22 protein-coding genes and 2 pseudogenes are annotated in these 21159 nt (G+C 74.5%); 17 read left to right on the top strand and 7 right to left on the bottom strand.

From position 1 onward, the window contains the following. Nucleotides 1-34 precede the first annotated feature (34 nt). Genes ACWEJ6_RS08665 through ACWEJ6_RS08655 form a run of 3 tightly spaced genes read left to right on the top strand, consistent with a single transcriptional unit; the run spans nucleotide 35 to nucleotide 2834 of the window. Complete coding sequence (locus ACWEJ6_RS08665) at nucleotides 35-766, top strand: class I SAM-dependent DNA methyltransferase (protein WP_452422456.1); 732 nt, start codon at nucleotides 35-37, stop codon at nucleotides 764-766. Further along, entirely contained in the window at nucleotides 766-1749 is a 984-nt protein-coding gene (locus ACWEJ6_RS08660) for an iron-containing redox enzyme family protein (protein ID WP_452422454.1), read from the top strand. The genes ACWEJ6_RS08665 and ACWEJ6_RS08660 overlap by 1 nt, the downstream gene beginning before the upstream one ends. Beyond that, on the top strand, nucleotides 1746-2834 hold the full coding sequence (locus ACWEJ6_RS08655) for a glycosyltransferase (RefSeq protein ID WP_452422452.1): 1089 nt from the start codon (nucleotides 1746-1748) through the stop codon (nucleotides 2832-2834). The genes ACWEJ6_RS08660 and ACWEJ6_RS08655 overlap by 4 nt, the downstream gene beginning before the upstream one ends. On the opposite strand, the pseudogene ACWEJ6_RS08650 reads toward ACWEJ6_RS08655, so the two are convergent. After that, nucleotides 2798-2911 (bottom strand): annotated as a pseudogene (locus ACWEJ6_RS08650) (hypothetical protein); the annotation flags it as partial. The gene ACWEJ6_RS08655 and the pseudogene ACWEJ6_RS08650 sit on opposite strands and share 37 nt — an antisense overlap. Before the next feature lie 375 nt (nucleotides 2912-3286). On the opposite strand from ACWEJ6_RS08650, the gene ACWEJ6_RS08645 reads away from it, so the two are divergent. The 3 genes from ACWEJ6_RS08645 to ACWEJ6_RS08635 all read left to right on the top strand — a co-directional run bounded on the left by ACWEJ6_RS08645 (nucleotide 3287) and on the right by ACWEJ6_RS08635 (nucleotide 4900). Beyond that, complete coding sequence (locus ACWEJ6_RS08645; RefSeq protein ID WP_452422450.1) at nucleotides 3287-3862, top strand: YybH family protein; 576 nt, start codon at nucleotides 3287-3289, stop codon at nucleotides 3860-3862. Between the two features lie 71 nt (nucleotides 3863-3933). Next, on the top strand, nucleotides 3934-4215 hold the full coding sequence (locus ACWEJ6_RS08640) for a metal-sensitive transcriptional regulator (RefSeq protein WP_364328945.1): 282 nt from the start codon (nucleotides 3934-3936) through the stop codon (nucleotides 4213-4215). 43 nt (nucleotides 4216-4258) lie between these two features. After that, nucleotides 4259-4900 (top strand): class I SAM-dependent methyltransferase, encoded by a 642-nt coding sequence (locus tag ACWEJ6_RS08635; protein ID WP_452422448.1) that lies wholly within the window; start codon nucleotides 4259-4261, stop codon nucleotides 4898-4900. Nucleotides 4901-4974: 74 nt separating this feature from the next. Here ACWEJ6_RS08635 and ACWEJ6_RS08630 read toward each other — a convergent pair whose 3' ends face one another. Next, nucleotides 4975-5217: a VOC family protein gene (locus ACWEJ6_RS08630; RefSeq protein WP_358284431.1), complete on the bottom strand. Its 243-nt coding sequence runs from the start codon at nucleotides 5215-5217 to the stop codon at nucleotides 4975-4977. 170 nt (nucleotides 5218-5387) lie between these two features. On the opposite strand from ACWEJ6_RS08630, the gene ACWEJ6_RS08625 reads away from it, so the two are divergent. Then, nucleotides 5388-6269, top strand: coding sequence for a hypothetical protein (locus ACWEJ6_RS08625; RefSeq protein WP_452422446.1), 882 nt, complete (start codon nucleotides 5388-5390; stop codon nucleotides 6267-6269). Between the two features lie 15 nt (nucleotides 6270-6284). Here the strand turns inward: ACWEJ6_RS08625 and ACWEJ6_RS08620 are convergent, their stop codons facing one another. Further along, on the bottom strand, nucleotides 6285-7178 hold the full coding sequence (locus ACWEJ6_RS08620; RefSeq protein ID WP_452422444.1) for an NAD(P)-dependent oxidoreductase: 894 nt from the start codon (nucleotides 7176-7178) through the stop codon (nucleotides 6285-6287). A gap of 71 nt (nucleotides 7179-7249) precedes the next feature. After that, nucleotides 7250-7582, bottom strand: a complete 333-nt coding sequence (locus tag ACWEJ6_RS08615) for a nuclear transport factor 2 family protein (protein ID WP_452422442.1) — start codon at nucleotides 7580-7582, stop codon at nucleotides 7250-7252. A gap of 73 nt (nucleotides 7583-7655) precedes the next feature. Here ACWEJ6_RS08615 and ACWEJ6_RS08610 point away from each other — a divergent pair, with 73 nt between their 5' ends. From ACWEJ6_RS08610 to ACWEJ6_RS08570, 9 genes are all read left to right on the top strand, one after another. Then, the gene (locus tag ACWEJ6_RS08610; RefSeq protein WP_452422440.1) at nucleotides 7656-8366 is read left to right on the top strand and encodes a TetR/AcrR family transcriptional regulator; all 711 of its coding nucleotides are present in this window, start codon (nucleotides 7656-7658) and stop codon (nucleotides 8364-8366) included. Nucleotides 8367-8495: 129 nt separating this feature from the next. After that, on the top strand, nucleotides 8496-8834 hold the full coding sequence (locus tag ACWEJ6_RS08605) for an NADH-quinone oxidoreductase subunit A (protein ID WP_452422438.1): 339 nt from the start codon (nucleotides 8496-8498) through the stop codon (nucleotides 8832-8834). Further along, on the top strand, nucleotides 8825-9946 hold the full coding sequence (locus ACWEJ6_RS08600) for a hypothetical protein (protein WP_452422436.1): 1122 nt from the start codon (nucleotides 8825-8827) through the stop codon (nucleotides 9944-9946). The genes ACWEJ6_RS08605 and ACWEJ6_RS08600 overlap by 10 nt, the downstream gene beginning before the upstream one ends. A gap of 4 nt (nucleotides 9947-9950) precedes the next feature. Beyond that, nucleotides 9951-10868 carry an NADH-quinone oxidoreductase subunit H gene (locus ACWEJ6_RS08595; protein WP_452422434.1) on the top strand — a complete coding sequence of 306 codons (918 nt, stop codon included), beginning with the start codon at nucleotides 9951-9953 and terminating at the stop codon, nucleotides 10866-10868. Further along, nucleotides 10865-11362: an NADH-quinone oxidoreductase subunit J gene (locus ACWEJ6_RS08590; RefSeq protein WP_387663785.1), complete on the top strand. Its 498-nt coding sequence runs from the start codon at nucleotides 10865-10867 to the stop codon at nucleotides 11360-11362. The genes ACWEJ6_RS08595 and ACWEJ6_RS08590 overlap by 4 nt, the downstream gene beginning before the upstream one ends. Continuing rightward, on the top strand, nucleotides 11359-11664 hold the full coding sequence (nuoK, locus tag ACWEJ6_RS08585; RefSeq protein ID WP_352358980.1) for an NADH-quinone oxidoreductase subunit NuoK: 306 nt from the start codon (nucleotides 11359-11361) through the stop codon (nucleotides 11662-11664). The genes ACWEJ6_RS08590 and nuoK overlap by 4 nt, the downstream gene beginning before the upstream one ends. Beyond that, nucleotides 11661-13565: a proton-conducting transporter transmembrane domain-containing protein gene (locus tag ACWEJ6_RS08580; protein WP_452422431.1), complete on the top strand. Its 1905-nt coding sequence runs from the start codon at nucleotides 11661-11663 to the stop codon at nucleotides 13563-13565. Before nuoK ends, ACWEJ6_RS08580 begins: the two co-directional genes overlap by 4 nt. 3 nt (nucleotides 13566-13568) lie before the next feature. Beyond that, nucleotides 13569-15032, top strand: a complete 1464-nt coding sequence (locus ACWEJ6_RS08575) for a complex I subunit 4 family protein (RefSeq protein WP_452422429.1) — start codon at nucleotides 13569-13571, stop codon at nucleotides 15030-15032. Further along, entirely contained in the window at nucleotides 15029-16378 is a 1350-nt protein-coding gene (locus tag ACWEJ6_RS08570) for an NADH-quinone oxidoreductase subunit N (protein WP_452422427.1), read from the top strand. Before ACWEJ6_RS08575 ends, ACWEJ6_RS08570 begins: the two co-directional genes overlap by 4 nt. A 13-nt stretch (nucleotides 16379-16391) precedes the next feature. On the opposite strand, the gene ACWEJ6_RS08565 is transcribed toward ACWEJ6_RS08570, so the two are convergent. Both ACWEJ6_RS08565 and ACWEJ6_RS08560 read right to left on the bottom strand, forming a co-directional pair. Continuing rightward, a complete protein-coding gene (locus tag ACWEJ6_RS08565) occupies nucleotides 16392-17051 on the bottom strand; it encodes a FadR/GntR family transcriptional regulator (RefSeq protein WP_452422425.1) in 660 nt (219 codons plus the stop codon). Between the two features lie 31 nt (nucleotides 17052-17082). Next, on the bottom strand, nucleotides 17083-18072 hold the full coding sequence (locus tag ACWEJ6_RS08560) for an ADP-ribosylglycohydrolase family protein (protein WP_452422423.1): 990 nt from the start codon (nucleotides 18070-18072) through the stop codon (nucleotides 17083-17085). A gap of 76 nt (nucleotides 18073-18148) precedes the next feature. Here ACWEJ6_RS08560 and ACWEJ6_RS08555 point away from each other — a divergent pair, with 76 nt between their 5' ends. Continuing rightward, nucleotides 18149-20071, top strand: coding sequence for a Xaa-Pro dipeptidyl-peptidase (locus ACWEJ6_RS08555; RefSeq protein WP_452422421.1), 1923 nt, complete (start codon nucleotides 18149-18151; stop codon nucleotides 20069-20071). A gap of 31 nt (nucleotides 20072-20102) precedes the next feature. Here ACWEJ6_RS08555 and ACWEJ6_RS08550 read toward each other — a convergent pair. Further along, nucleotides 20103-21159: pseudogene (locus ACWEJ6_RS08550) on the bottom strand (hypothetical protein); the annotation flags it as partial.

Below are 21159 nucleotides of genomic sequence, written 5' to 3'. Positions count from 1 at the left end.
GACCTGCTGAAACACGGGGGACAGGAGGTGCGCCGTGGCCTACGACGCCTCCGCCTACGGGCGCGGGATCGCCGACATCTACGACGCCACGGTGACGGAGCTGCCGACCGGCGCGGCCGTCGAGCGGCTGGCGACGCTGGCCGAGGGCGGCCCCGTGCTGGAGTTCGGCATCGGCACCGGGCGGCTGGCGCTCCCGCTCGCCGCCCGCGGCCTGTCCGTCGCCGGGATCGACGCCTCGCCGGAGATGACCCGCGAGCTGCGCGCCAAACCCGGCGGCGCGGCCGTCCCCGTGACGGTGGGCGACTTCTCCACCATGCGGGTCGAGGGCTCGTACGCGCTGGTGGTGCTCGCGATCAACACGATCTTCGCCCTGCCCACCCAGGAGGCTCAGGTCAACTGCTTCGCCAACGCGGCCCGGCACCTGCGCGGCGGCGGGCGGTTCGTGGTCGAGGCGTGGGTGCCCGACCCGGCCGCCTTCCGCGACGGCTCGGCGCTGCGGCTGCTGTCGTTGGCCGAGGACGCCGTCGTCATCGAGGCGGCCAGGCTCGCCCCGGCCACCCAGCACATGCGCACCACCCGCGTACGGCTGACCGGCGAGGGCGTGCGGCTGCTGCCCGCCAACCACCGCTACGCCTGGCCCGCCGAGCTCGACCTGATGGCCAGGCTGGCCGGGATGGCCCTGGAACACCGCTGGGCCGACTGGATCGGCACCCCGTTCACCGACGAGAGCCGCGCGCACGTCTCCGTCTACCGCAAGGCCGCCTGATGCGCCTGCCGCCCGCGCGTGGCCCGCTCACCGACCTGCTCTTCGACCGGCTCGCCCGGCCGCCCGCGACGCTGCCCGACGCCCCCGGCCCCGACGGCGAGGAGGATCTCCAGCTCGCCCTGTTCGCCTGCTACGAGCTGCACTACCAGGGCTTCGACGAGGTGGACGACCGCTGGGAGTGGGAGCCGTCGCTGCTGCGCCTGCGCGGCCTGCTGGAGGACCGGTTCGAGCGGGAGCTGGCCGGGGCCGTGCCGCGTCCCGCGCCGGTGCCGCCCGGCGAGGTGCGGCGCGCGCTCACCGCGCTGACCGCCGAGGACGACGACGGCCCGTCGGTCTCGCTGCACCTCCAGCGCGAGGCCGGCATCGACACCTTCCGCGAGTTCGTCATCCACCGCTCGATCTACCACCTGAAGGAGGCCGACCCGCACACCTGGGCGATCCCGCGCCTGCGCGGCCGGCCCAAGGCGGCCCTGGTGGAGATCCAGGCCGACGAGTACGGCGGCGGTCGGCCCGAGCGCATGCACTGCGAGCTGTTCGGCCACACCATGCGCGGCCTCGGCCTCGACGACTCCTACGGCGCGTACCTGCCGCGGGTCCCCGCGGTCACCCTGGCCGTCACCAACGCCATGTCGCTGTTCGGGCTGCACCGGCGGCTGCGCGGCGCGCTGGTCGGCCACCTGGCCGCGATCGAGATGACCTCGTCGCTGCCCAACCGCCGCTACGCCGCGGGCCTGCGCCGGCTCGGCGGCGACGCGGCGGCGGCCCGGTTCTACGAGGAGCACGTGCAGGCCGACGCCGTGCACGAGCAGATCGCCGCGGCCGACCTGTGCGGCGGGTTCGCGGCCGCCTTCCCCGCCCTGACCGGCGACGTCCTGTACGGCGCCGCCTGCGCCCTGGCCCTCGAACGCCGCTGGGCCGAGCACGTCATGGGCCGCTGGGAGCGCGGCGCGTCCTCGCTGCTCGGCCAGGAGGTGTCCGCGTGATCGACCTGGACTACGTGATCCCGCTGCGCTGGCAGGACGACTCCGGCCTCGACGAGCTGACCGAGTACCTGCGGGCCCTCGCGCCGCACGTACGCGTGACCGTGGTCGACGGCAGCCGGCCCGAGCTGTACGCCCGCCACGCCCGCCGCTGGCGCTGCCTGGTCCGGCACGTCAGCCCGGCGGCCGGCCTGTCCTTCGCCAACGGCAAGGTCAACGGCGTGACGACCGGGCTGCGGCTGGCCGAGGGCGACCGGGTCGTGATCGCCGACGACGACGTGCGCTACGACCTGCCCGCGCTGGCCGAGATGCACGCCCTGCTCGCCCGCGCCGAGCTGGTCAGGCCGCAGAACTACTTCGACCCCGCCCCCTGGCACGCCCGCTGGGACACCGCCCGCACCCTGCTCAACCGCGCGTTCGGCGCCGACTACCCGGGCACGTTCGGCGTCCGGCGGTCGTTCTTCCTGGCCATGGGCGGCTACGACGGCGACGTGCTGTTCGAGAACCTGGAGCTCGTCCGCACCGTGCGCGCCCACGGCGGGCGCGAGCTGCGCCCGCCCGGCCTGTACGTCCGGAGGCTGCCGTGCGACGCGCGGCGTTTCTGGTCGCAGCGGGTCCGGCAGGCCTACGACGACCTCGCCCAGCCGGTGCGGCTGGCGTCCTTCCTGGCGGTGCTGCCCGCGCTCGCGCTGGTGCGCCGTCCGCTGCCGCTGCTGGCCGCCGCCGGGGCGGCCGTGGCGCTGGCCGAGGCCGGGCGGCGGCGGGCCGGCGGGCGGCGGGTCTTCCCGGCCGGCGCCTCGCTGTTCGCGCCGGTGTGGGTGCTGGAGCGGGCGGTGTGCTCCTGGCTGGCGGTGGGGGCGGCCTGCGCGGGCGGCGTGCCGTACGCGGGGGGACGGCTCGCGCGGGCCGCCCACTCGGCGCGGTGGCTGCGCGCGCGGGCTCAGGAGTCGGCCGGCGGGTCGGGCTCGCTCGACGCCCGGAAGCCGACGGACTTGTGGGAGCCGTCGCAGAACGGCTTGGTCGACGATCGGCCGCACCGGCACAGCGCGACCGTGGCCCGTCCCGGGTCGATCGGCTCGCCGTCCTGAGTGAGCAGCTCGAAGGGGCCTCTGATCAGCAGCGGGCCGTCCTCGCAGGGCGTGACGGTGGTCGTCGGCTCGTCCATCGTCGTCACCTGCCCCGCCGGCCGGCCCTCTCACCTGCGAGGACGTCGCTAGAGAGTCTCCACGGGCGGGTAGACGTGCGGGGTGGGGTGGGCCGCGGGAAGGACGCACCGCCGCCCGGACCGGACGCTGGCACAGCGCTCGGCGTCCTCACGCTGGGGCAGTGGTTCCGGATTCGCCTGTTTTGGCCGCACTGGAGGGACGCTATAGGCGGCCCCTACCCGCCCGGTCTCGGGGCGGCAACGATCACAGCTCTGACCGGTCTCACCAATGACAGTGAAGCGTTACCGTGAGTAATGCCGACATGAGGTAAAGGGGTCGTGCGGAGTGCCTAAACCGGGCATTCGGGGACGACCGGCGAGGGCATCAACCCGGCCATGAGCAAGATTTCTGAGCGCAGGGCACTCCTGCTGGCCGCGATCGTTCCCGTCGTCCTGGTCGCGGGCTGCTCCGCGGGGAGCAACACGCAGGCGATGAAGGGGGAGGCCAGCCCGGCCACGCCGACCGAGACCATGATGACGCCCACCGAGACCGGCATGGAGTCGCCGACCACGACCGAGACCATGACCGAGACCGCCACGCCGACCGGCACCATGACGGCGGCCACCCAGCCGCGCGCCGCCGTCCAGAACTACTTCGACGCCCTGAAGTCCGGCAACGTGGACGCGGTCGTGAAGACGTTCACCAGCGATGCCGTGGTGGCCTTCGACGGGCAGGCCACGGCCACGGGCTCGCAGGCCGTCCGCAGCCTCTACGAGAAGCTGCTCAAGGACGGCGCCGACCTGAAGGCGGCCACGCACACCATCGACGAGACGCGGAACGCGGGCACCCAGGACGCCTTCGCGCGCTCGACCAGCAAGCAGGGCGACACCACCTACCGCGAGCTCTTCATGCTCTCGCACCAGGGCGGCCAGTGGCTGATCTCGCGCTTCATGAACAACCAGGGCGGCTGACCGGCCCCGCTCCGGAATACGGTAGGGGGGTACCGTGTTGCGGTCGGTGTAGCGAGCGAGAGGACCGGGAGATGGCCGGGTACACCGACGGCAAGCAGGACCACCTCCGGCGGCTGCGCCGGATCGAGGGCCAGGCGCGGGGCATCCAGCGCATGGTCGAGGACGACAAGTACTGCATCGACATCCTGACGCAGGTCTCGGCGACGACGAGCGCGTTGCAGTCGTTCGCGTTGTCGCTGCTGGAGGAGCACATGGCGCACTGTGTGGTCGAGGCGGCGCACAAGGGCGGGGCCGAGGCGGAGGCCAAGGTCAAGGAGGCGGCCGACGCCATCGCCCGCCTCGTCCGGTCGTGACGGATCCACGCGGGGCGCGCGCGGGCGGGTTAGCGTGGAGGACGTGCAGGACCTGACGCGGTTCCAGAACCCCCGCTTCGCCCAGGCGTACGAGCGGATGAGCGCCGAGTCGGAGCGGCGGGGCGCGGCCGAACACCGGCGGCGCCTGCTGGCCGGGCTGGCCGGGCGGGTGCTGGAGGTCGGCGCGGGCAACGGGCTGAACTTCGCGCACTACCCGGCGGGGGTGCGCGAGGTGGTCGCCGTCGAGCCGGAGGACCGGCTGCGGCGGCTGGCCGGCCGGGCCGCGGCCGGCGCGCCGGTGCCCGTGAGCGTGGTCGCCGGGCACGCCGCGGACCTGCGGTTCGCCGACGCCTCCTTCGACGCCGTGGTGCTCTCGCTGGTGTTGTGCTCGGTGCCCGACCTGCGCGCGGTGCTCGGCGAGGTGTCCCGGGTGCTCAGGCCCGGCGGCGAGGTGCGGTTCTACGAGCACGTGCGCTCCTCGCGCGCCGCCGGCGCGCTGGTGCAGGACCTCGTGACGCCGCTGTGGCGGCGGATGGCCGGCGGGTGCCGCCTCAACCGCGACACCGAGCGCGCCCTGATCGACAGCGGGCTGGTGGTCGAGGAGCGCGAACGGTTCGCGTTCCGGCCGCTGCCGTTGTCGCCGAGGTTGCCGCACATTCTCGGACGCGCCAGGAAACCGGTTTGACCTGCTGCCCGGACGGTTCTTCTCGGCCGCTGTGGCGACAAATCTGGAAAAATGGGTTTTTGTTCTGATGCGTGTTATTGCGCTGTGGTGTCACCCGGAATACGCGGAGTGATACGGCGCTGATCCACCAACGCCAGATAAACCGCGAACGCCCCCTGCGCCCACATCCCTGCCTGCTGCGCGGTCAGCCGGATCTCCTCGCCCTCGTGCGTGACGATCAGATAACCACCCGGCGCGCGGCGCCAGGCGACCAATACGTTCTCGTAAACCAGAACGTCGAGCATCGCGGTCAGATATTCGCCTCCGGTGGCGGACACGGCGTAAGCCTCCTCGCCGAATTCTCGCCCTGATTTCTTCGTGCTGACTCCATTGTGCGCGCCGCACCGGGAATTGTCGCACCCGTTCGGCGGAAAACGGCCGGCTGCCCCGCCGGGTCGCGGGCGGAACCCGGCGGGGCCGGGCGGTGTAGGGAGGTCGGAGGTGCGTGATGAAGAGAAACGTGGCCGTACCGGCTGCTCTGGCGGCCGCCGTGCTGGTCGTCCTGGTGGCGTCCGGATGGTGGGCAGGGGCGGCGTCCGCGTCCTCGCGCGGGGGGTGGGCGGTGACCTACCTCGATCCGCCGCCGGCGGCGTTCGCGGGCGGGAGGACGTACACGGTGGGGTTCTGGGTGCTGCAGCACGGCACGCATCCCTACGCGGGCGAGCTGGACCCCGTCGGCCTGCGCCTCACCCGGGGCGACGGCAGGACCGTCACCTTCGCCGGCACCCCGCTGCCGGAGGCCGGACACTACGCCACGTCGGTGGCCGTGCCGGACGGGGTGTGGCGGGTGGAGGGCCTCCAGGGCTGGTTCGAGCCGTACGCCGTGGGGACGCTCACGGTTCCCGGGCGGCTGCTGGCAGACCCGGTGCCGCCGGACAAGGTGGCGACGTTCGGCGGCGACGGGAAGGACCCTTGGGGCGCGATCCGGCCGCCGGGCTTCTCCCCGGGCAAGAGCACACCGGTGCCGACCGGTGAGCCGAGCGGTGAGCCGACCGGGACGCAGGCGGGGACGGAGGCCGGGGCACCGACCGGGACGCAGGCCGGGACGCAGGTCGGAGGCGGGGGCGGGGCCGCTGGGAGTGCGGCTGCGCGGGTTCCGGCCGGGGAGGCGCCGGGCGGCGGGGTTCCGGCGTACCTGCTGGTGCCCGCGGCGGCGGCCGGCGCGCTGGTGGCGCTCGTGGCGTCCCGCCTGCCGCGCCTTCGCGGGACGCCGCGACAAGCGGGGCGAGCGGGACGACCGGGACGATCGTCCGGCGCGCGCCGGAACGCCGCCGCCGACGACCCTCCCGACGAGGACGGCTCCACGGAGACCCTCGTCATCGGCGGTTAGCGCCGCCAGGAAAGGTCAGACGGAGGGCTCGCGGAACTGTTCGATCATCGCCGCGTACCCGTCGCCGGCACGGCCGCCGGCCGCCGCGCGCCGCGCCAGGTCCAGGAAGAGGTCCGGCAGCTCGGTGTTGACGCCGAGCGCCCGGCTCTCCTGCGCCAGGTGCTCCATCCCGCCCAGGTGGACGGCGAGGGTGGCGTCGGCGGCCGGGTACCGGCCCTCGTCGATCTGCCGGGCGTAGGCGGAGACGTAGCCGGTCGTCACGCCGATGGCGGTGGTGGCCAGGGACGCGAAGGTCGTCGCCTTGACGTTCGCGGCGCCCAGCAGGGCGGCGCCCTGGAGGAAGCCGTTCAGCACGCCCCACATGACGCTCAGGACCGACATGTCGTACAGGGCGGACAGGGCGTGGTCCTCGCCGAGATGGACGGTCCCGTCTCCGGAGAGCGCCCGCAAGGTGGGCAGGTGCTCCTCGAAGGCGGCCTCCGGGCCGGAGTACAGCACCGTGGCGTCGGCGGTGCCGATCGCCTGGGGGAGGGCGAGGATCGCCCCGTCGAGATAAGCGCTCCCGATCGCCGCCGCCCACCTCGCGGTGTCGCGGGCCTGAGCGGAGGTCGCCGTGGTCAGGTTGACGAGGGTGCGGCCGGCCAGCGAGGAGGCGACCGGGTCCAGCACCCCGTGCACGGCGTCGTGGTCCGAGACGCAGACGACGACGAGCGGGCTCGCCTCGACCGCGCTTGCGACGGAGCCGGCCAGGGTGGCTCCCTTGGCGACGAGGTCGCCGGCCTTGGCCGCCGAGCGGTTCCAGACGGTGGTCGGGTGACCGTTCGCCAGGAAGGCCGTGGCCAGCGCCTGGCCCATCAGCCCGAGGCCGACGACGGTGACCGGCGCGCGGGAGGCGGACGAGAGGGACATGTGGGCTCCTGTGTGGTTCGCGCGGCTTGTGCCGCGATGGATGGCGGGGCTGCGGTCCGGCGGGGGGCGGTTCAGGCGAAGAACCCGACGATGCTGCGGATGCGGCCCCCGTCGAACTCCACGACGTCGTAGCCGGTGACGGCCGGGCCGAGCCGCCAGCGGAACAACGCGCGGTCATGGTGGACGCCGACCACGGCGTCGAGGCTGAACCGGAGGTCGCCGAGCCCGCTCCGGACGCGGCCGATCACCTCGGACAGCTCGGCGTGCCCGCGCAGGCCCGCGTTCTCGGGATCGACGTAGAGCGAGTCCTCGGTGAGGACGGACCTCATCAGGGCCGACCGGGCGGCGGCGTCCGGCTCGTTCCAGACGTCGAGGTAGGCGTGGATCACATCGGTGGTGCTCACCTGCTGACTCCCAACACAGCGTTCGATTACTACACGCCGTTCAGTAAACAGCATGCCGTGTAAGCTGTCGACCGTGAGCGACCCCAGGACGAGCCGCCGGGACCGGCTACGCGCCCAGACCAGCGCCGAGATCAAGACGATCGCCCTGCAGCTCATGGCCGACGGCGGCCCCGACGCCATCTCGCTGCGCGCGATCGCCCGCGAGATGGGCATGACGGCCGGTGCGATCTACAGCTACTTCCCCACCCGCGACGACCTGGTCACGACCCTCATCGGCGACGTCTACACCTCGGCCGTCGACGCGGCCGAGGCCGCCCGCGACGCGGTGCCGGAGAACGATCCGGGCGGGCGGATCCTGGCCTGGGCCCGGGCCATGCGCGCGTGGGCGCTGGCCAACCCCGAGGGCTTCCGGCTGGTCTACGGTGACCCCGTGCCGGGCTACCGTCCGCCCGGAGAAGGTCCGGGCAAGGAGGCCGAAGCGCGTGCCTGCGCCGGCATCGTCGGGCTGGTCGCCGCGGCCTGGCCGGCGGCCCGGGAGTGCGCGTCCGGGGGCGGCGCCTACACCTGGGACGACTTCGACCCCGCCCTGGTCGCCCACGTCCGGGAGGACTTCCCGGACCTGCCGCCGGCGGCCATCGCGGTGACGCTGCGGGTGTGGGGCCGCATGCACGGGCTCGTCGCCCTGGAGATCTACGGTCACCTGCGCGCCCTCGTCCACGATCCGGCCGCCGTCTACGACGACGAGATGCGCGACCTGGTCACCTCCCTCGGCCTCAAGCACTGATCCTCCGGTCGCCGACCCGGCCGCGTTCGTGCTGGTAAGGGGGGATGTCGGTCGCGGGGAAGTCGGATTCCGGTTGCTACCGTGAGGGGCAGGTGATCTGATCTTCGGGCTCTGCGGCAGGTGAGAGCGGTGGGCGCTGTGCTGGGGCTCGTGGCGCTGCTCGCCGCCGGGGTCGCCGCGGTGTACCTGGCCTCCCTGGCCCTGTCGCCCGGCGGAGTCGCGCGGGTGGGGCCGTTCCTGTCCGGGGCGCGGCCGCGGGAGCACGCGGTGTCCCGCTTCCACGTCCGGTGGTACGCCGTGACGCTGGTCTTCCTCGCCTTCGACATGGAGATGGTCTTCATGTACCCGTGGGCCCTCGTGGTGGCCGAGGTGGGGCTGCCGGCGGTCGTGGAGATGTTCGCCTTCCTGGGGCTGCTGCTGGTCGGCGTCCTGTACGCGTGGCGGGAAGGGGCGTTCCGGTGGGCCTGAGGGGGTGGCTGCTGCGGCAGGCGGCGCTGCGGCCCCGGGTGCTCCTCGTCGCCTGCCCGTACGGGACGGGCGCGCGGCTGCTGGCCGAGGCGGAGGCGGACCGCCGTGGCTGGCCGGTGGCGGCGTCGGCGGCGGAGGCGAGCGTGATGGTGGTGTGCGGGCGTCCCGGGGCGGAGCTGGCGGCGGCCGTACGGGAGGTCTGGAGGGCGGTCCCGGTGCCGAGGGCGCTGGTGGAACTGCCGCCGGACGTCCCGGCCGACCGGGTCGTGGCCGCGCTGGACGACGCCGTCCGCACGCTGGGGGACGAACCCGGTCAGTGGCGGCAGGCCGGCGTCCTGGCCACGGGGACGTCCGCGGACGACCCCCCCATGGCCGACCGAGGGGCCGACCGGGACGGGCTGAAGCTGGACCGGCTGCACGTGCCGCTGGGACCCGTGCTCGCGGACTGGCCCGCGGGGCTGGTGGTGGAGACCGTCCTGCAAGGGGACGTCATCCAGGAGGCGCGGGTGCGAACCCTGCCGCCCGACGGCACGGGGGACGCGTTCTGGACGCCGCAGCCGGGCGCGAGCCCGGCGGAGGCGCGGCGGCGGACGGCGGCGGCCCGGCTGGACGGCCTCGGCAGGCTGCTCGGCGTGGCCGGATGGCCCGCCGCCGCGGCGGACGCCCGGCGCCTGCGCGACCGCCTGCTCGCGGACGCCATGGACGAGCGGGGAAGACGCCGATGCGTCCGGTTCACGCGGCGGGTGCGCCGGTCATGGGTTCTGCGGTGGATGTTGCGCGGCGCGGGTGAGCTCGGCCCCGACGCTCCACAGCGGCTGCGTGGGGACACCCTGGATCGTGCGCGCCGGTGGCTCGACGAGGTGGAGGCCCTGACCGAAGAGGACGTGGACGCCCTGACCGAAGAGGACGTGGACGCCCTGACCGAAGAGGACGTGGAGGCCCTGACCGAAGAGCGCTCCGGACCCGGGGACGGCGATGACGTCCCGGTGGACCGGGTGCTGGCGTTGTTGCCGGGCCTGCTGGCCGGGGCCGAGCTCGCCGTGGCACGGCTGATCGTGGCCGGTCTCGATCCGGACCTCGACCGGCTGCCGTCGGCAGCCAGGGACGGGTGAACCGGTGGCTGCGGGGACGGCATTGGGGACGGCCCTGGGGATGGCCCTGGGGATGGCGGGGCTGACGTGGGGGGCGGCGGCCTTCGACGCGGCGCTCGGCGCGGGCCGGAGCTCGTGGCGGGCGGCGGCGGTGGCGCCGTTCAGGGAGGGGGCGCGGCTGGTGGTGCAGCAGCGGCGGCGGACGGACCGGGCCGACGTCCTGCTCACCCGGGCCGGGGTCGTGGCGTTGCCGGCGGCCGCGCTGCTGGCCGCCGTCGTCCTGCCGGTGGGGGGCGCGCCGGTGCTGGACCTGGGGGCGGGGGTGGTGTGGTTCAACGCCATGGAGGTGTGCGTCTGGGGGGCCCTGTGGCTGGTCGGGTGGGGGGTCAACGCCGTGTGGCCGCTGGTCGGCGGCTACCGGTTCCTGGTCCAGGGCCTGGCGTACGAGCTGCCGCACATGTTCGTGCTGATCACCGCGGGGGTGGGGGCGGGGTCGTTGCGGTTCGCGGACCTCGTGGCGGCGCAGCGCGAGCTGTGGTTCGTGGTGTGGATGCCGGTCGCGTTCGTGGTCTATCTCGTCTCGGCGGTGGCGATGGCGTTCTGGGGGCCGATGGGACAGCCGGTCGGGCGGGACGTGTGCGGCGGCGTGCCGGGCGAACTGGGCGGCCCCGACCGGCTGGTCTTCCTGGCCGGACGCCACGCGCTGCTGGTCGTGGCGGCGGCCGGGGCGGTGCCGCTGTTCCTCGGGGGCGCGGCGGGGCCCGTGCTGCCCGGCTGGGTGTGGGGGCCGGTCAAGACGGCGGCGGTGCTGGCCGTGCTGGTGCTGGCCGGGCATCGTATGCCGGTCGTGCGGATGGACCGGTTCGTGCAGTTCGCGTGGGTGGTGCTGATCCCGGCGACGCTCGTGCAACTGCTGGTCGTCGCGGTGGCGGTGCTGCCGTGAACGTGGCGTTCTGGGCGCTGGCGGTCGTCGCGGTGGCGGGCGGGGTGGCGGTGTTCGTGGTGGACTCGATGGCGCGGGCGACGTTCGCGCTGCTGGTCTCGCTGCTGGCCGTGGGCGGGACGCTGCTGCTGATCGACCTGGAGTACCTGGGGGTGCTGGTCGTCCTCATGATGGTCATGGAGATGCTGGTCATGGCCGTCTTCATGATCATGTACATGATGAACCCGGCCGGGCTGATGCCGATGAAGATGGTGCACAACCAGCGGGGCGCGGCGGCCGTCGCCGGAACGGTGTTCGTCCTGCTGGCCGCCGGGGCGCTGCTCGTCCGCCCGCCGAGCCGGCGCGGACGGCCGCCGGCGGACCCCACGCACGCGCTCGGCCTGTCCCTGATGGGACCGAAGATGCTGGTCATGATGGTCGCCGGGGTGGCGATCCTGGCGACGATGATCTCGGCCGTGCTGCTGGCCACCCACCGGGGACGGTACGACCGGTGACGCTCCAGGCCTTCCTGCTGCTGGCCGCCGCCCTGTTCGCCGTCGGCCTGTACGGCGTGCTGTCCCAGCAGTCGATCGTCATGCTGATGATGGGCCTGGAACTCATGATCAACGGCGTGCTCGCGGCCGCCGGCGCCTTCTGGTACCACGTCGCCCCGGCCGCCGCGGACGGCCAGGTCCTCGTGCTGGTCGCGGTCACCGTGATGGCGCTGGAGATGGCGATGGGCTTCGCCGTCACCACGGCCGTCTTCCGCGCCCGCGACGTGGACACGACCGACGCCGCCGGAGACCTCAAGGGATGAGCCCGCCCCTGTGGCTGCTGCCCGCGCTGCCCGCCGCCGCCGGCGCGCTGCTGATCCCCGTGCGCCGCGCCGCCCCCGCCCTGTCCGTCGCCACGGCCGCGCTCACCCTCGGGCTGGCCGGGCATGCCGCGGCGACCAGGCCCTCGGCGACCGCCCGGCTGATCCTCGGCGAAGGGCTGGCCGTGGACGGGCTCTCGGCGGTCATGGTGGTCACCGTGGCGGCGGTCGGGCTGGCCGTGCTGGTGTTCGCGGCGGCTGAGCAGCGGTCGGGGCGCTTCCACGGGCTGATGCTGATCTTCCTCGGCGCGATGCTGGCCACGGTGACCGCGACGGACCTCGTCCTGCTGCTGATGGGCTGGGAGGTCATGGGCGCGATGTCGTACGCGCTGATCGGCTACCGGTGGCGCGACCGCGAGCGCGTACGGTCCGGAGCCGTCGCCTTCGTCACCACCCGGGCCGGCGACCTGGGCCTGTACGTCGCCTGCGGCGCGGCCCTGGCCGCGGGCGGCGGCCTGGCGCTCGCCGGGCTGCCGGGGCTGCCGCCGCCGTGGCGGGACGTGGCGGCGGGCGGGATCGTGCTGGCCGCGCTGGGCAAGTCGGCACAGGGGCCGTTCGCGTTCTGGCTGTCGCGGGCGATGGCGGGCCCGAGCCCGGTGTCGGCGTTCCTGCACGCGGCGACCATGGTGGTCGCGGGGGCGTACCTGCTGCTGCGGTTGCACGCCCTGCTCGCGGCCACCGGCTGGGCGGCGGCGGTGGCGGCCTGGACGGGCGCGCTGACCGCGCTGCTGCTCGGCCTGGTCGCGCTGGCGCAGCGGGACCTCAAACAGCTCCTGGCCGCCTCGACCTGCGCGCAGGTCGGGTTCATGGTGCTGGCGGCGGGGGCGTCTGCGGTCTCCGGCGGGACGGCCCACCTGGTCGCGCACGCCGCCGTCAAGAGCCTGCTGTTCCTCGCGGCGGGGGCCTGGCTGGCGGCGCTCGGCACCAAGGACCTGGCTGGGCTGCACGGCGCGGCCCGGCGGTTCCCGCTGGTGGGGGTGGCGTTCGGGGTGGGGGCCGCGGCGCTGGCCGGGTTGCCGCCGCTGTCGTTGTGGGTGACCAAGGACGCCGTCCTGGGCGGGGTCGCGCAGCCTGGACCGCGCGTGGTGGCCTTCGCCGCCGGGTTGGTGGCCGCCCTGTACGCGGGGAAGGCGCTGGCCGCGGTCTGGCGGCCCGCCGACGCGGCGACCGGCACCGGGAGCGAGCGGCGGGCCACGGGCCGGGTGGCCTGGCCCGAGCTGCTGCCGCTGCCGGTGCTCGCCCTGGTGGCGGTCGGGTTCGGGATCGTCGGGCTGCCCGCGCTGCACGGCTGGTGGTCCCGGCTGGTGGGCGACCCGGGCGCGCCCGGCCTCACGGCGGGCGAGCTGGCCCTGTCCGGGATCCCGGCGCTCGCCCTGGTGACCGCCGCGATCGCGGTGCGACCAGGGACGGCCGCGATCGGGGTGCGGCGGGGGACCGCCGTGATCGGGGGGCGGCCCGGGACGGCCGCGAGCGCGGTGTGGCCCGGGACGGTCGGGCCTTCGCGCGTGGGCGGGGTGTTCGGGCGCTGGCTGGGGTTGGAGCGGGCGGCGCGGGCCGTGGTGTGGCGGCCGCTGCTGCGGGCGGCGCGGTGGGCGGCCTGGTTCGACGAGCGGGTCGTGCACGGCGCGGTCGAGGCGGTCGCGCGGGCGGGACTGCGGGCCGCGCGGCTGGCCGGAAGCCCGCTGGAGTCGGGGCTCGACGGGCTCGTACGACGGATCGGCGGCGCGGTACGACGCCTTGGCGGGTTGGCCAGACGCCCCCAGACCGGACAGATCCACACCTACTTCGCCCAGGCCGCCGTCGCCCTCGTCGTGCTGGCCGTCGTGTTCGCGATCGTGAGGTGAGGCGTGCTCGACGTCGTCGTGTTCCTGCCGCTGGCCGCCGCCGCCCTGTTCGTCCTGCCCGGCGTCACGGCACGCGCGGCCGGCCTGATCTGGGTGGCCGCGTCCGCCGCCGATCTCGCCCTGGTCATCGCCCTGTGGACCGGGTACGGAGGCGGCCTGGCGTACGAGACCAGGCTTCGCTGGATCCCGACGGCGGGGGCCGGCTACCACGTCGGCGTGGACGGCCTGTCGCTGCCGCTGATCGCCATGACCGCGGTGCTGTTCCTGCTCTGCGCCGTCCACTCGCTGGGCGAGCCCGCCAGGCCCAAGGCGCACGCGGCGCTGTTCCTGTTCCTGCAGACCGTCTCCACCGGCCTGTTCGCGGCGCTCGACCTGCTGCTGTTCTTCGTCTTCTTCGACCTGTCCATCGTCGGCATGTACTTCATGATCGTCGGCTGGGGGCACGGCGACCGGGCCAGGTCCGCGCTGACGTTCTTCCTCTACACCTTCCTGGGCTCGCTGGCGCTGCTGCTCGGCTTCGTCGGCCTCTACCTGGCCGCCGACCCGCACACCTTCGACCTGGCCGACCTCACCCGCCGCCCGCCGGACGCGGGCGCGGCCGTGCTGCTCGCCATCGGGATCGGCCTGGGGGTCAAGACGCCGGTCGTGCCCGTGCACACCTGGCTGCCGCCCGCGCACACCGACGCCCCGGCCGCCGGATCGGCCATCCTCGCCGGGGTGCTGCTCAAGATGGGCGCGTACGGGCTGGCCCGCATCGCCGTGCCGCTGCTGCCCGGCCCGTGGCGCGCCTACGCCTGGCTGGTCATCGTGATCGGCCTGGTCAGCGTCCTGTACGGCGCCCTGGTGGCGCTCGCCCAGGAGAACCTCAAACGGCTCGTCGCCTACACCTCGGTCAACCACATGGGCTACGTCGTGCTCGCCCTGGGGGCCGCCGGGCTGGCCGGGGGCCCGGCGCGGGCCAAGGAGCTGGCGGTCAGCGGCGCGGTCACCCAGATGGTCAGCCACGGTCTGGTCACCGGCGCGCTGTTCCTGATCACCGGCGTGCTGTGGGACCGCGCGGGCGGCTACGCCCTCGGCCGCTACGGCGGCATCGCGGGACGCGCGCCCGTGCTGGCCTGGCTCACGGCGGTGGCGGCGTTCGCCTCGCTCGGGCTGCCCGGACTGTCCGGGTTCATCGCCGAGTTCCAGATCTTCACCGGGGTGATCGGCTCGGGGGCCGTGGTCGCGGGCGCGCTCTCCGTGACCGGCATCCTGATCACCGCGGCGCTGTTCCTGCGGGCGCTGCAACGCGCGTTCCTCGGCGAGCCGGGCGAGCTGACGCCGCGGGTCACCGACCTGCGTCCGCGCGAGCTGGGCGCGATCGCCCCGCTGCTCGTCCTGTCCCTGCTCATCGGCCTGGCGCCGCGCCCGCTGCTGGACCTGATCGAGCCCGCCGCCCGTGCCGTCGTCGCCCTGGCGGGCCGGTGAGCGCACCCCACGGCGGCGCGGCGGTGACCGCGATGCTGCCCGAGGTCCTGATGGTGCTGGGCGCGGTGACGGCGCTGCTCGCGGGGCTGTTCGTGGCCCGCGGGCGGCAGCGCGTCGCCGCCTGGGTGTGCATGGCGGCGCTCGCCGGGGCCGCCGCGGCGAGCGCCGCCGCCCTGCCGCGCCCCGCCGTCCTGGCCTTCGACGCCTACGCCGTCGATCCGCCGACCGGAGCCGCCCGGCTGACCGTCTGCCTGGCCACCCTGCTGGCCGTGTGGCTGGCGACCGGCCGGGTCAGGGGGGACGGCCGGGAGGCCGAGCTGTACACGCTGATGGTGCTGGCGGCGCTGGGGTCCGTGCTCATGGCGGGGGCGGACGACCTGCTCGTGCTGGTGGCGGCGTACCTGCTGGCGAGCGTCCCGGCGTACGCGCTGGCGGGGTTCGCCAAGGACGCGTCCGGCACCGAGGCGGCGCTCAAGTACTACCTGATGGGCGCCTTCCTCGGCGTGCTCATGCTGGCCGGGGCCACCGTCGTGTACGGCTGGTCCGGCGCCACCGCCTACCCCGCCGCGCGCGCCCCGGCGGTGGGCGCGGTGCTGCTGCTGGCCGGGCCGCTGTTCAAGGCCGGGGGAGCGCCCGCGCACTTCTGGGTGCCCGACGTCACCGAGGGCACGTCGGCGCCGGTGGCCGCGTTCGTGACCACGGTGCCCAAGATCGGCGCGCTGGTGGCGCTGTACCGGCTGGCGACGACGGTGCTGGACGAGCCCGCGCTGCTCGCGGTGCTGGCCGCCGGCACGATGACGCTCGGCAACCTGGCCGCCTTCCAGCAGGAGAACGTACGGCGGTTGCTGGCGTACTCGACGATCAGCCAGGCCGGTTACCTGCTGGTCCCGGTCGCGGTGGCCGGACGCACCGCCCTGGCCGCGCCCGCCCTGCTGGTCTACCTGGCCGCCTACGCGGTCACGAACCTGGGCGCGTTCGCCGTCGTGGTCGCCACCGGGGCCGAGCGGCCGGCGGACTACGCCGGGCTCGGCCGCCGCTCGCCCTGGACGGCGTTCGCCCTGGTGGTGTGCCTGCTCGGCCTGGTCGGGACGCCGCCGACCGCGGTCTTCGCCGGGAAGCTGCTGATGTTCGCGGCCGCCTGGGACGGCGGCTACGCCTGGCTCGCGGTGGTCGCCGCCGCCAACACCGTCGCGAGCCTGTTCTACTACCTGCGCTGGATCCGCCCGGTCTTCGCCCAGGAAGGCCCGGCACGGCCCGCCGCGTCGAGCCCGGTCGCGCAGGTGTGCGCCGCCGCCTCGATCCTGCTCGGCCCGGCCGCCGGGCTCGCCGTGCTGATCGCCCGCTGACCCGGCGCGCGGGTCACAGGTCGCGTTCCTGGGCGTCGAGGATGGCGACCGAGACCTCGACCGCCCTGGCCGCGTCGCCCGCCTCGATCGCGGCCAGCAGGTCGTCGTGCGACGGGTCGGGCGCCAGCGCCGCCTGCTCCTGGTCCCTGACGCTGTCGCGCAGCGCGTCGCGCATGCTGCGGTAGAGGTCGGCCAGCAGCGGGTTGTGCGCGGCGTCGGCCACCAGCAGGTGGAAGTCGGCGTCGGCGTCGGCGAACCCGTCGAGGTCGCCCGCGCCCGCGGCCGACCCGCGGCGGGCCAGCGCCTCGCGCATCGCGGCGACGTCGTCGCCGGTGCGCTTGACCGCCGCCAGCCGGGCGGCCACCAGGTCGAGCCCGCGGCGCACGTCGATGATGTCCATCGCGGCCGCCCGGTCGAGCCGCCGGCGCAGCGCCACCTGCGACTCGTCGGTGGCGGTGACGTACGTGCCGTCGCCCTGCCTGGTCTGCAGCAGACCGGCGTGGGCCAGCACCCGCACCGCCTCGCGCACCGACAACCGGCTCATGCCGAGGCTCTCGGCGAGCCGGCTCTCGGACGGGATCTTCGTCCCGACCGGCCACGCCCCACTGGTGATCTCCCCGCGGAGCTCCTCGATGGCGGCATCGACGAGCGAGGTCCGCGCGACGTTTCGCATGCGATCTCTTCCGTCCCGGTGAGCCTCCAGCCTAGAGGAGCGCGGCGGCCAGGCGCTCGATCGTCTCGCGGCCCTCCAGCGGTGTCACCCAGGCGGCCGGCAGCGCGTCCGCGCCGCGCAGCGCGCCCACCAGGTTGCCGCAGACCGAGCCGGTCGAGTCGCTGTCGCCGGAATGGTTGACCGACAGCAGCAGCGCCCGCTCGGGCGAGGGCTCGGCCAGGGCGCAGTAGACGCCGATGGCCAGCGCCTCCTCGGCCACCCACGCCCCGCCCAGCGTCTCGACCCGCTCGGGGGAGTGCGGGCCGGACGCGGCCAGGTCGAGCGCCGCGCGCAGGGCGCCGGACGTCTCCTCGTGCCCCGGACGACCGGCGAGCAGGCCGAGGGCGTGGCCGACGGCGGCCTCCAGCGGCTCGCCGGCCATCAGGCGGGCGACGATCGCGGCGAACGCGCCCGCGGCCAGGTAGCCGGTCGGATGGCCGTGGGTGATCTGCGCGCAGACCGCCGCCAGCTCGAACGCGGCACCGGCGTCGTACGGCGCGACGAGCCCGAACGGCGCCGAGCGCATGACGGTGCCGCAGCCCTTGGAGTCCGGGTTCACCGGGCCGGGCACGCCGGACGGCGACGGGCCGGGGAAGGGTTGCCGCAGTCCGGACAGGCAGGCGTTGCCCGGGGCCCGCCGGGAGTACAGCCAGCCCTCCTCGCGCAGCGCGCCGGTCCGGTGCGGCCGGTCGGCGGGCGGCGGGGCCTGGTGCTCCTGGGTGTCGAGCCAGCGCAGGTACGCCTGCCGCACCTCGCCGGGCGTGCGGTCGCGGGTCAGCGCCTCGACGGTGAACAGGGTCATCTGGGTGTCGTCGGTGACGAGCGCGCGCCTGCCCCGCCAGGTCGTGACATAGCCGGTGACGCCGTCCTGGCCGTGCTGCCGGCGGATCTCCCGCAACGACTCGAACTCGACGGGCGCCCCGAGGGCGTCGCCGATCGCGCCGCCGAGCAGGCAGCCCCGGATCCGGTCCTGTGCCTCCATAGGTGGGATCTTGTCAGCTTTCTGGGCGGGTGAGACATTGCGGGGGAAATTACGACACTTGTCACGGAGGTCACGCGTGCCACAATTACGCCCGGCCCTCTTCGCGGTCGCCCTCACCTTGGCGATCGCGACCCCGGCACAAGCCGCTGCCGGACCCACGATCACCGTCAAGGACGGCCGGACGCAGCCGGTCTTCTCCTACGCCGACGCCGTCCGCGAGCACGTGTACGTCGAGTCCACCGTGGACAGCGACCTCGACGGCGCGCTCGACCGGGTCAGGGTGGACATCATCCGTCCCAAGGAGTCCGGTCCGGGCCTGAAGGTGCCCGTGATCATCGACGAGAGTCCGTACTACGACAACTCCGGGCGCGGGAACGAGGGGGAGCGCAAGGCGTACGACGCCTCCGGCAATGTCACGAAATTCCCCCTGTTCTACGACAACTACTTCGTCCCGCGCGGCTACGCCGTGCTCAACGTGGACATGCTCGGCACCACCAGGTCCGACGGCTGCCCCGACATGGGCGGCAAGGCCGACGTGCTGGGCGGCAAGGCGGTCATCGACTGGCTGAACGGCCGTGCCAAGGCGGTCAGGGCCGACGGCACCCCCGCGGTGGCCGACTGGACCACCGGCAACGCCGCCATGATCGGCAAGTCCTACGACGGCACGCTGGCCAACGCCGTGGCCGCCACCGGCGTCGAGGGCCTGAAGACGATCGTCCCCATCTCGGCCATCAGCTCCTGGTACAAGTACCAGCGCTCGAACGGCGTGGTCTACAACTACGACTACGCCTCCTGGCTGACCAACTACGTCGACACCGACCCCGAGGCCAAGTGCCAGGCCGTCCGCGACCGCATGGACGCCGAGGACGGCGACGACACCGGGAACTACAACGCCTTCTGGAACGAACGCGACTACCTCAAGGGCCTGCTCGGCGACGCCTCGAAGGTCAAGGCCAGCGTCTTCGTCGTGCACACGGTCAACGACCTCAACGTCCGGCCGGACAACTTCTCCGCCTGGTGGCAGGCCCTGGCCCAGCGGAACGTGCCGCGCAAGATCTGGGTCGGCCAGTACCAGCACGTGGACCCGTTCGACTTCGAGGGCCGCAGGGACCTGTGGGTGGACACCCTGCACCGCTGGTTCGACCACTGGCTGCACGGCGTCCGCAACGGGATCACCAACGAGCCCCGCGCCGACGTGCAGCTCGGCCCGGCGCAGTGGACCACCCAGCGCGACTGGCCGGCCCCGTACGCGCTCAAGGCCGTGCTGCGGCCCGCCGCCGACGGCTCGCTCGGCCTGCTCAAGGCCCGCGGCGACAGCACCGCCACCTTCACCGACCTCGCGCTGAGCGAGACCGAGATGGTGGCCGACGTCGGCACGGCCAAGCCGGGCCGCGCCGCCTTCACCACCGGCGCGCTCCCGCTGGACCTGCGCCTGTCCGGCACGCCCACCGCCGACCTGCGGGTCAAGCTCGACAAGCCCACCGCCAACCTGACCGCCCTGCTCGTCGACTTCGGCGAGGACACCCGCGTCGACTGGCGGCGCGGCCAGGGCGTCACCACGCTCACCGAGGAGGACTGCCACGGCGAGAGCACCGCGGCCGACGACGCCTGCTACAAGAAGGTCACCACGAACGTGGCCACCCGGCCGCTGGAGATCGTCGCCCGCGGCTGGATCGACGTCCAGAACCGCGACTCGCTCAGCCAGGCCCAGCCGCTGCCCGTCGGCACGTACGGGACGGTCAGGTGGCAGACGCTGCCGCAGGACTACACCTTCAGGAAGGGCCACCGGATCGGCCTGGTGCTCGCCGGGACCGACACCACCTACACCAGTGAGGAGGGCACCGGCGCGACCGTCACCGTCGACCTGACCCGCAGCAGCGTGGCCGTGCCGCTCGTGCTCGGGACGCCGCTGGCCGACGTGCCCAAGGACAGCGCGACGTTCAGGGGGCCGCGACAGCTGGACCTGCCCGAGCCCGAGCCCGGGTTCCGGTTCTTCTAGCCGCGCGTGGGGCCCCGGCCGGTCCGGGGCCTCATCGGCAGTTGCTCCAGCGGACGCCGCCGGCGTCGAGCCGCCGCACGCCCTTGTCCCTGGCGACGGTCCAGCCCACCTTCAGGGTGAGCGTGCCGCCGGCGGTCGCCGTGCCGCCGGTGCGCAGGCCGTCGCCGGTGGCGCGGCCCGTCCAGACGATGGTGATCCGGCCGCGCCGCACGTCGGGCCCGCCCGGGCAGCCGGGCCGCGAACGCGGGTCCAGGACGCGGAACGTCGTGCCGTCGACGACGATGCCGCGCGTGCCGGTGGCCGAGACGACCCGGCACGTCCCGGTGCACGCCAGCGAGAACGCCCCGGCCCGCCCGGACCCCAGCCACGCCGACCGGGGCGACACCCGGGCCGTGGGCGCCGCCGGTCTCGGCAGGTCGGCCTGCCGGTCCAGGGACGACAGGGCGGACCCGGCGGCCGGGCCGATCGCGGCCGTCCAGCGTGTGGGCGTCTCGGCCGGGACGGCCGCCTGCACCGCCGCCCTGGTGACCACCGCGGGATGCGCGCGCGCGTTGAGCACGGCCCACACCAGGCCCACCACCAGCAGCCCGACGCCCAGCAGCAGGCCCAGCCTGGCCACCGTGCGGATCGGGGCCTCGGTCTCCTCCTCGGGCTCCGCCGGCTGCTCCCGCCAGAACTCCTGCCAGGGGGCCTCGCCGTCGAACCGGTCGAGACCGCCGGGCTCGCCGTTCCAGCCGATGCCGCCGTACCGGATGATCATCGCGCCGGGCGGGGCGGCGGCGCCGTCACCACCACCGGCCTCACCGCCGCCGACCGGCGCGCTCAACGGACCGGTCACGGGGCTGTTCACCGGGCTGCCGCCCGGCCCGTTGATCACGGTGCCGCTGAGGCCGCCTTCGGCCCGGTTGTCGTAGACGAGCTTGTCGCCCGGGGAGCCGCCGCGGAAGGGCCGGGCGCGGCTCGTCGGCGTGAACGGGTGCCGCCCGCGCGCCGCCCGCCCCGGGGGCTCCTGGTCGGCGGCGGCCGCGCCTGACGCGCCATTTCTGGTTGTCGCCGCCCCAGCAGGAGTAGATCTGGATCTTGGCGCC

This window comes from Nonomuraea sp. NPDC004702, from assembly GCF_053601695.1.
This window is presented reverse-complemented; position numbering and strand designations above follow the sequence as displayed.

Bases quoted from the DNA above. Each gene is read 5' to 3' on its own strand.
- ACWEJ6_RS08660 (WP_452422454.1), top strand. From the start codon at position 766: ATGCGCCTGCCGCCCGCGCGTGGCCCGCTCACCGACCTGCTCTTCGAC.
- ACWEJ6_RS08645 (WP_452422450.1), top strand. From the start codon at position 3,287: ATGAGCAAGATTTCTGAGCGCAGGGCACTCCTGCTGGCCGCGATCGTT.
- ACWEJ6_RS08640 (WP_364328945.1), top strand. From the start codon at position 3,934: ATGGCCGGGTACACCGACGGCAAGCAGGACCACCTCCGGCGGCTGCGC.
- ACWEJ6_RS08625 (WP_452422446.1), top strand. From the start codon at position 5,388: ATGAAGAGAAACGTGGCCGTACCGGCTGCTCTGGCGGCCGCCGTGCTG.
- ACWEJ6_RS08620 (WP_452422444.1), bottom strand. From the start codon at position 7,178: ATGTCCCTCTCGTCCGCCTCCCGCGCGCCGGTCACCGTCGTCGGCCTC.
- ACWEJ6_RS08580 (WP_452422431.1), top strand. From the start codon at position 11,661: ATGAGCCCGCCCCTGTGGCTGCTGCCCGCGCTGCCCGCCGCCGCCGGC.
- ACWEJ6_RS08565 (WP_452422425.1), bottom strand. From the start codon at position 17,051: ATGCGAAACGTCGCGCGGACCTCGCTCGTCGATGCCGCCATCGAGGAG.
- ACWEJ6_RS08560 (WP_452422423.1), bottom strand. From the start codon at position 18,072: ATGGAGGCACAGGACCGGATCCGGGGCTGCCTGCTCGGCGGCGCGATC.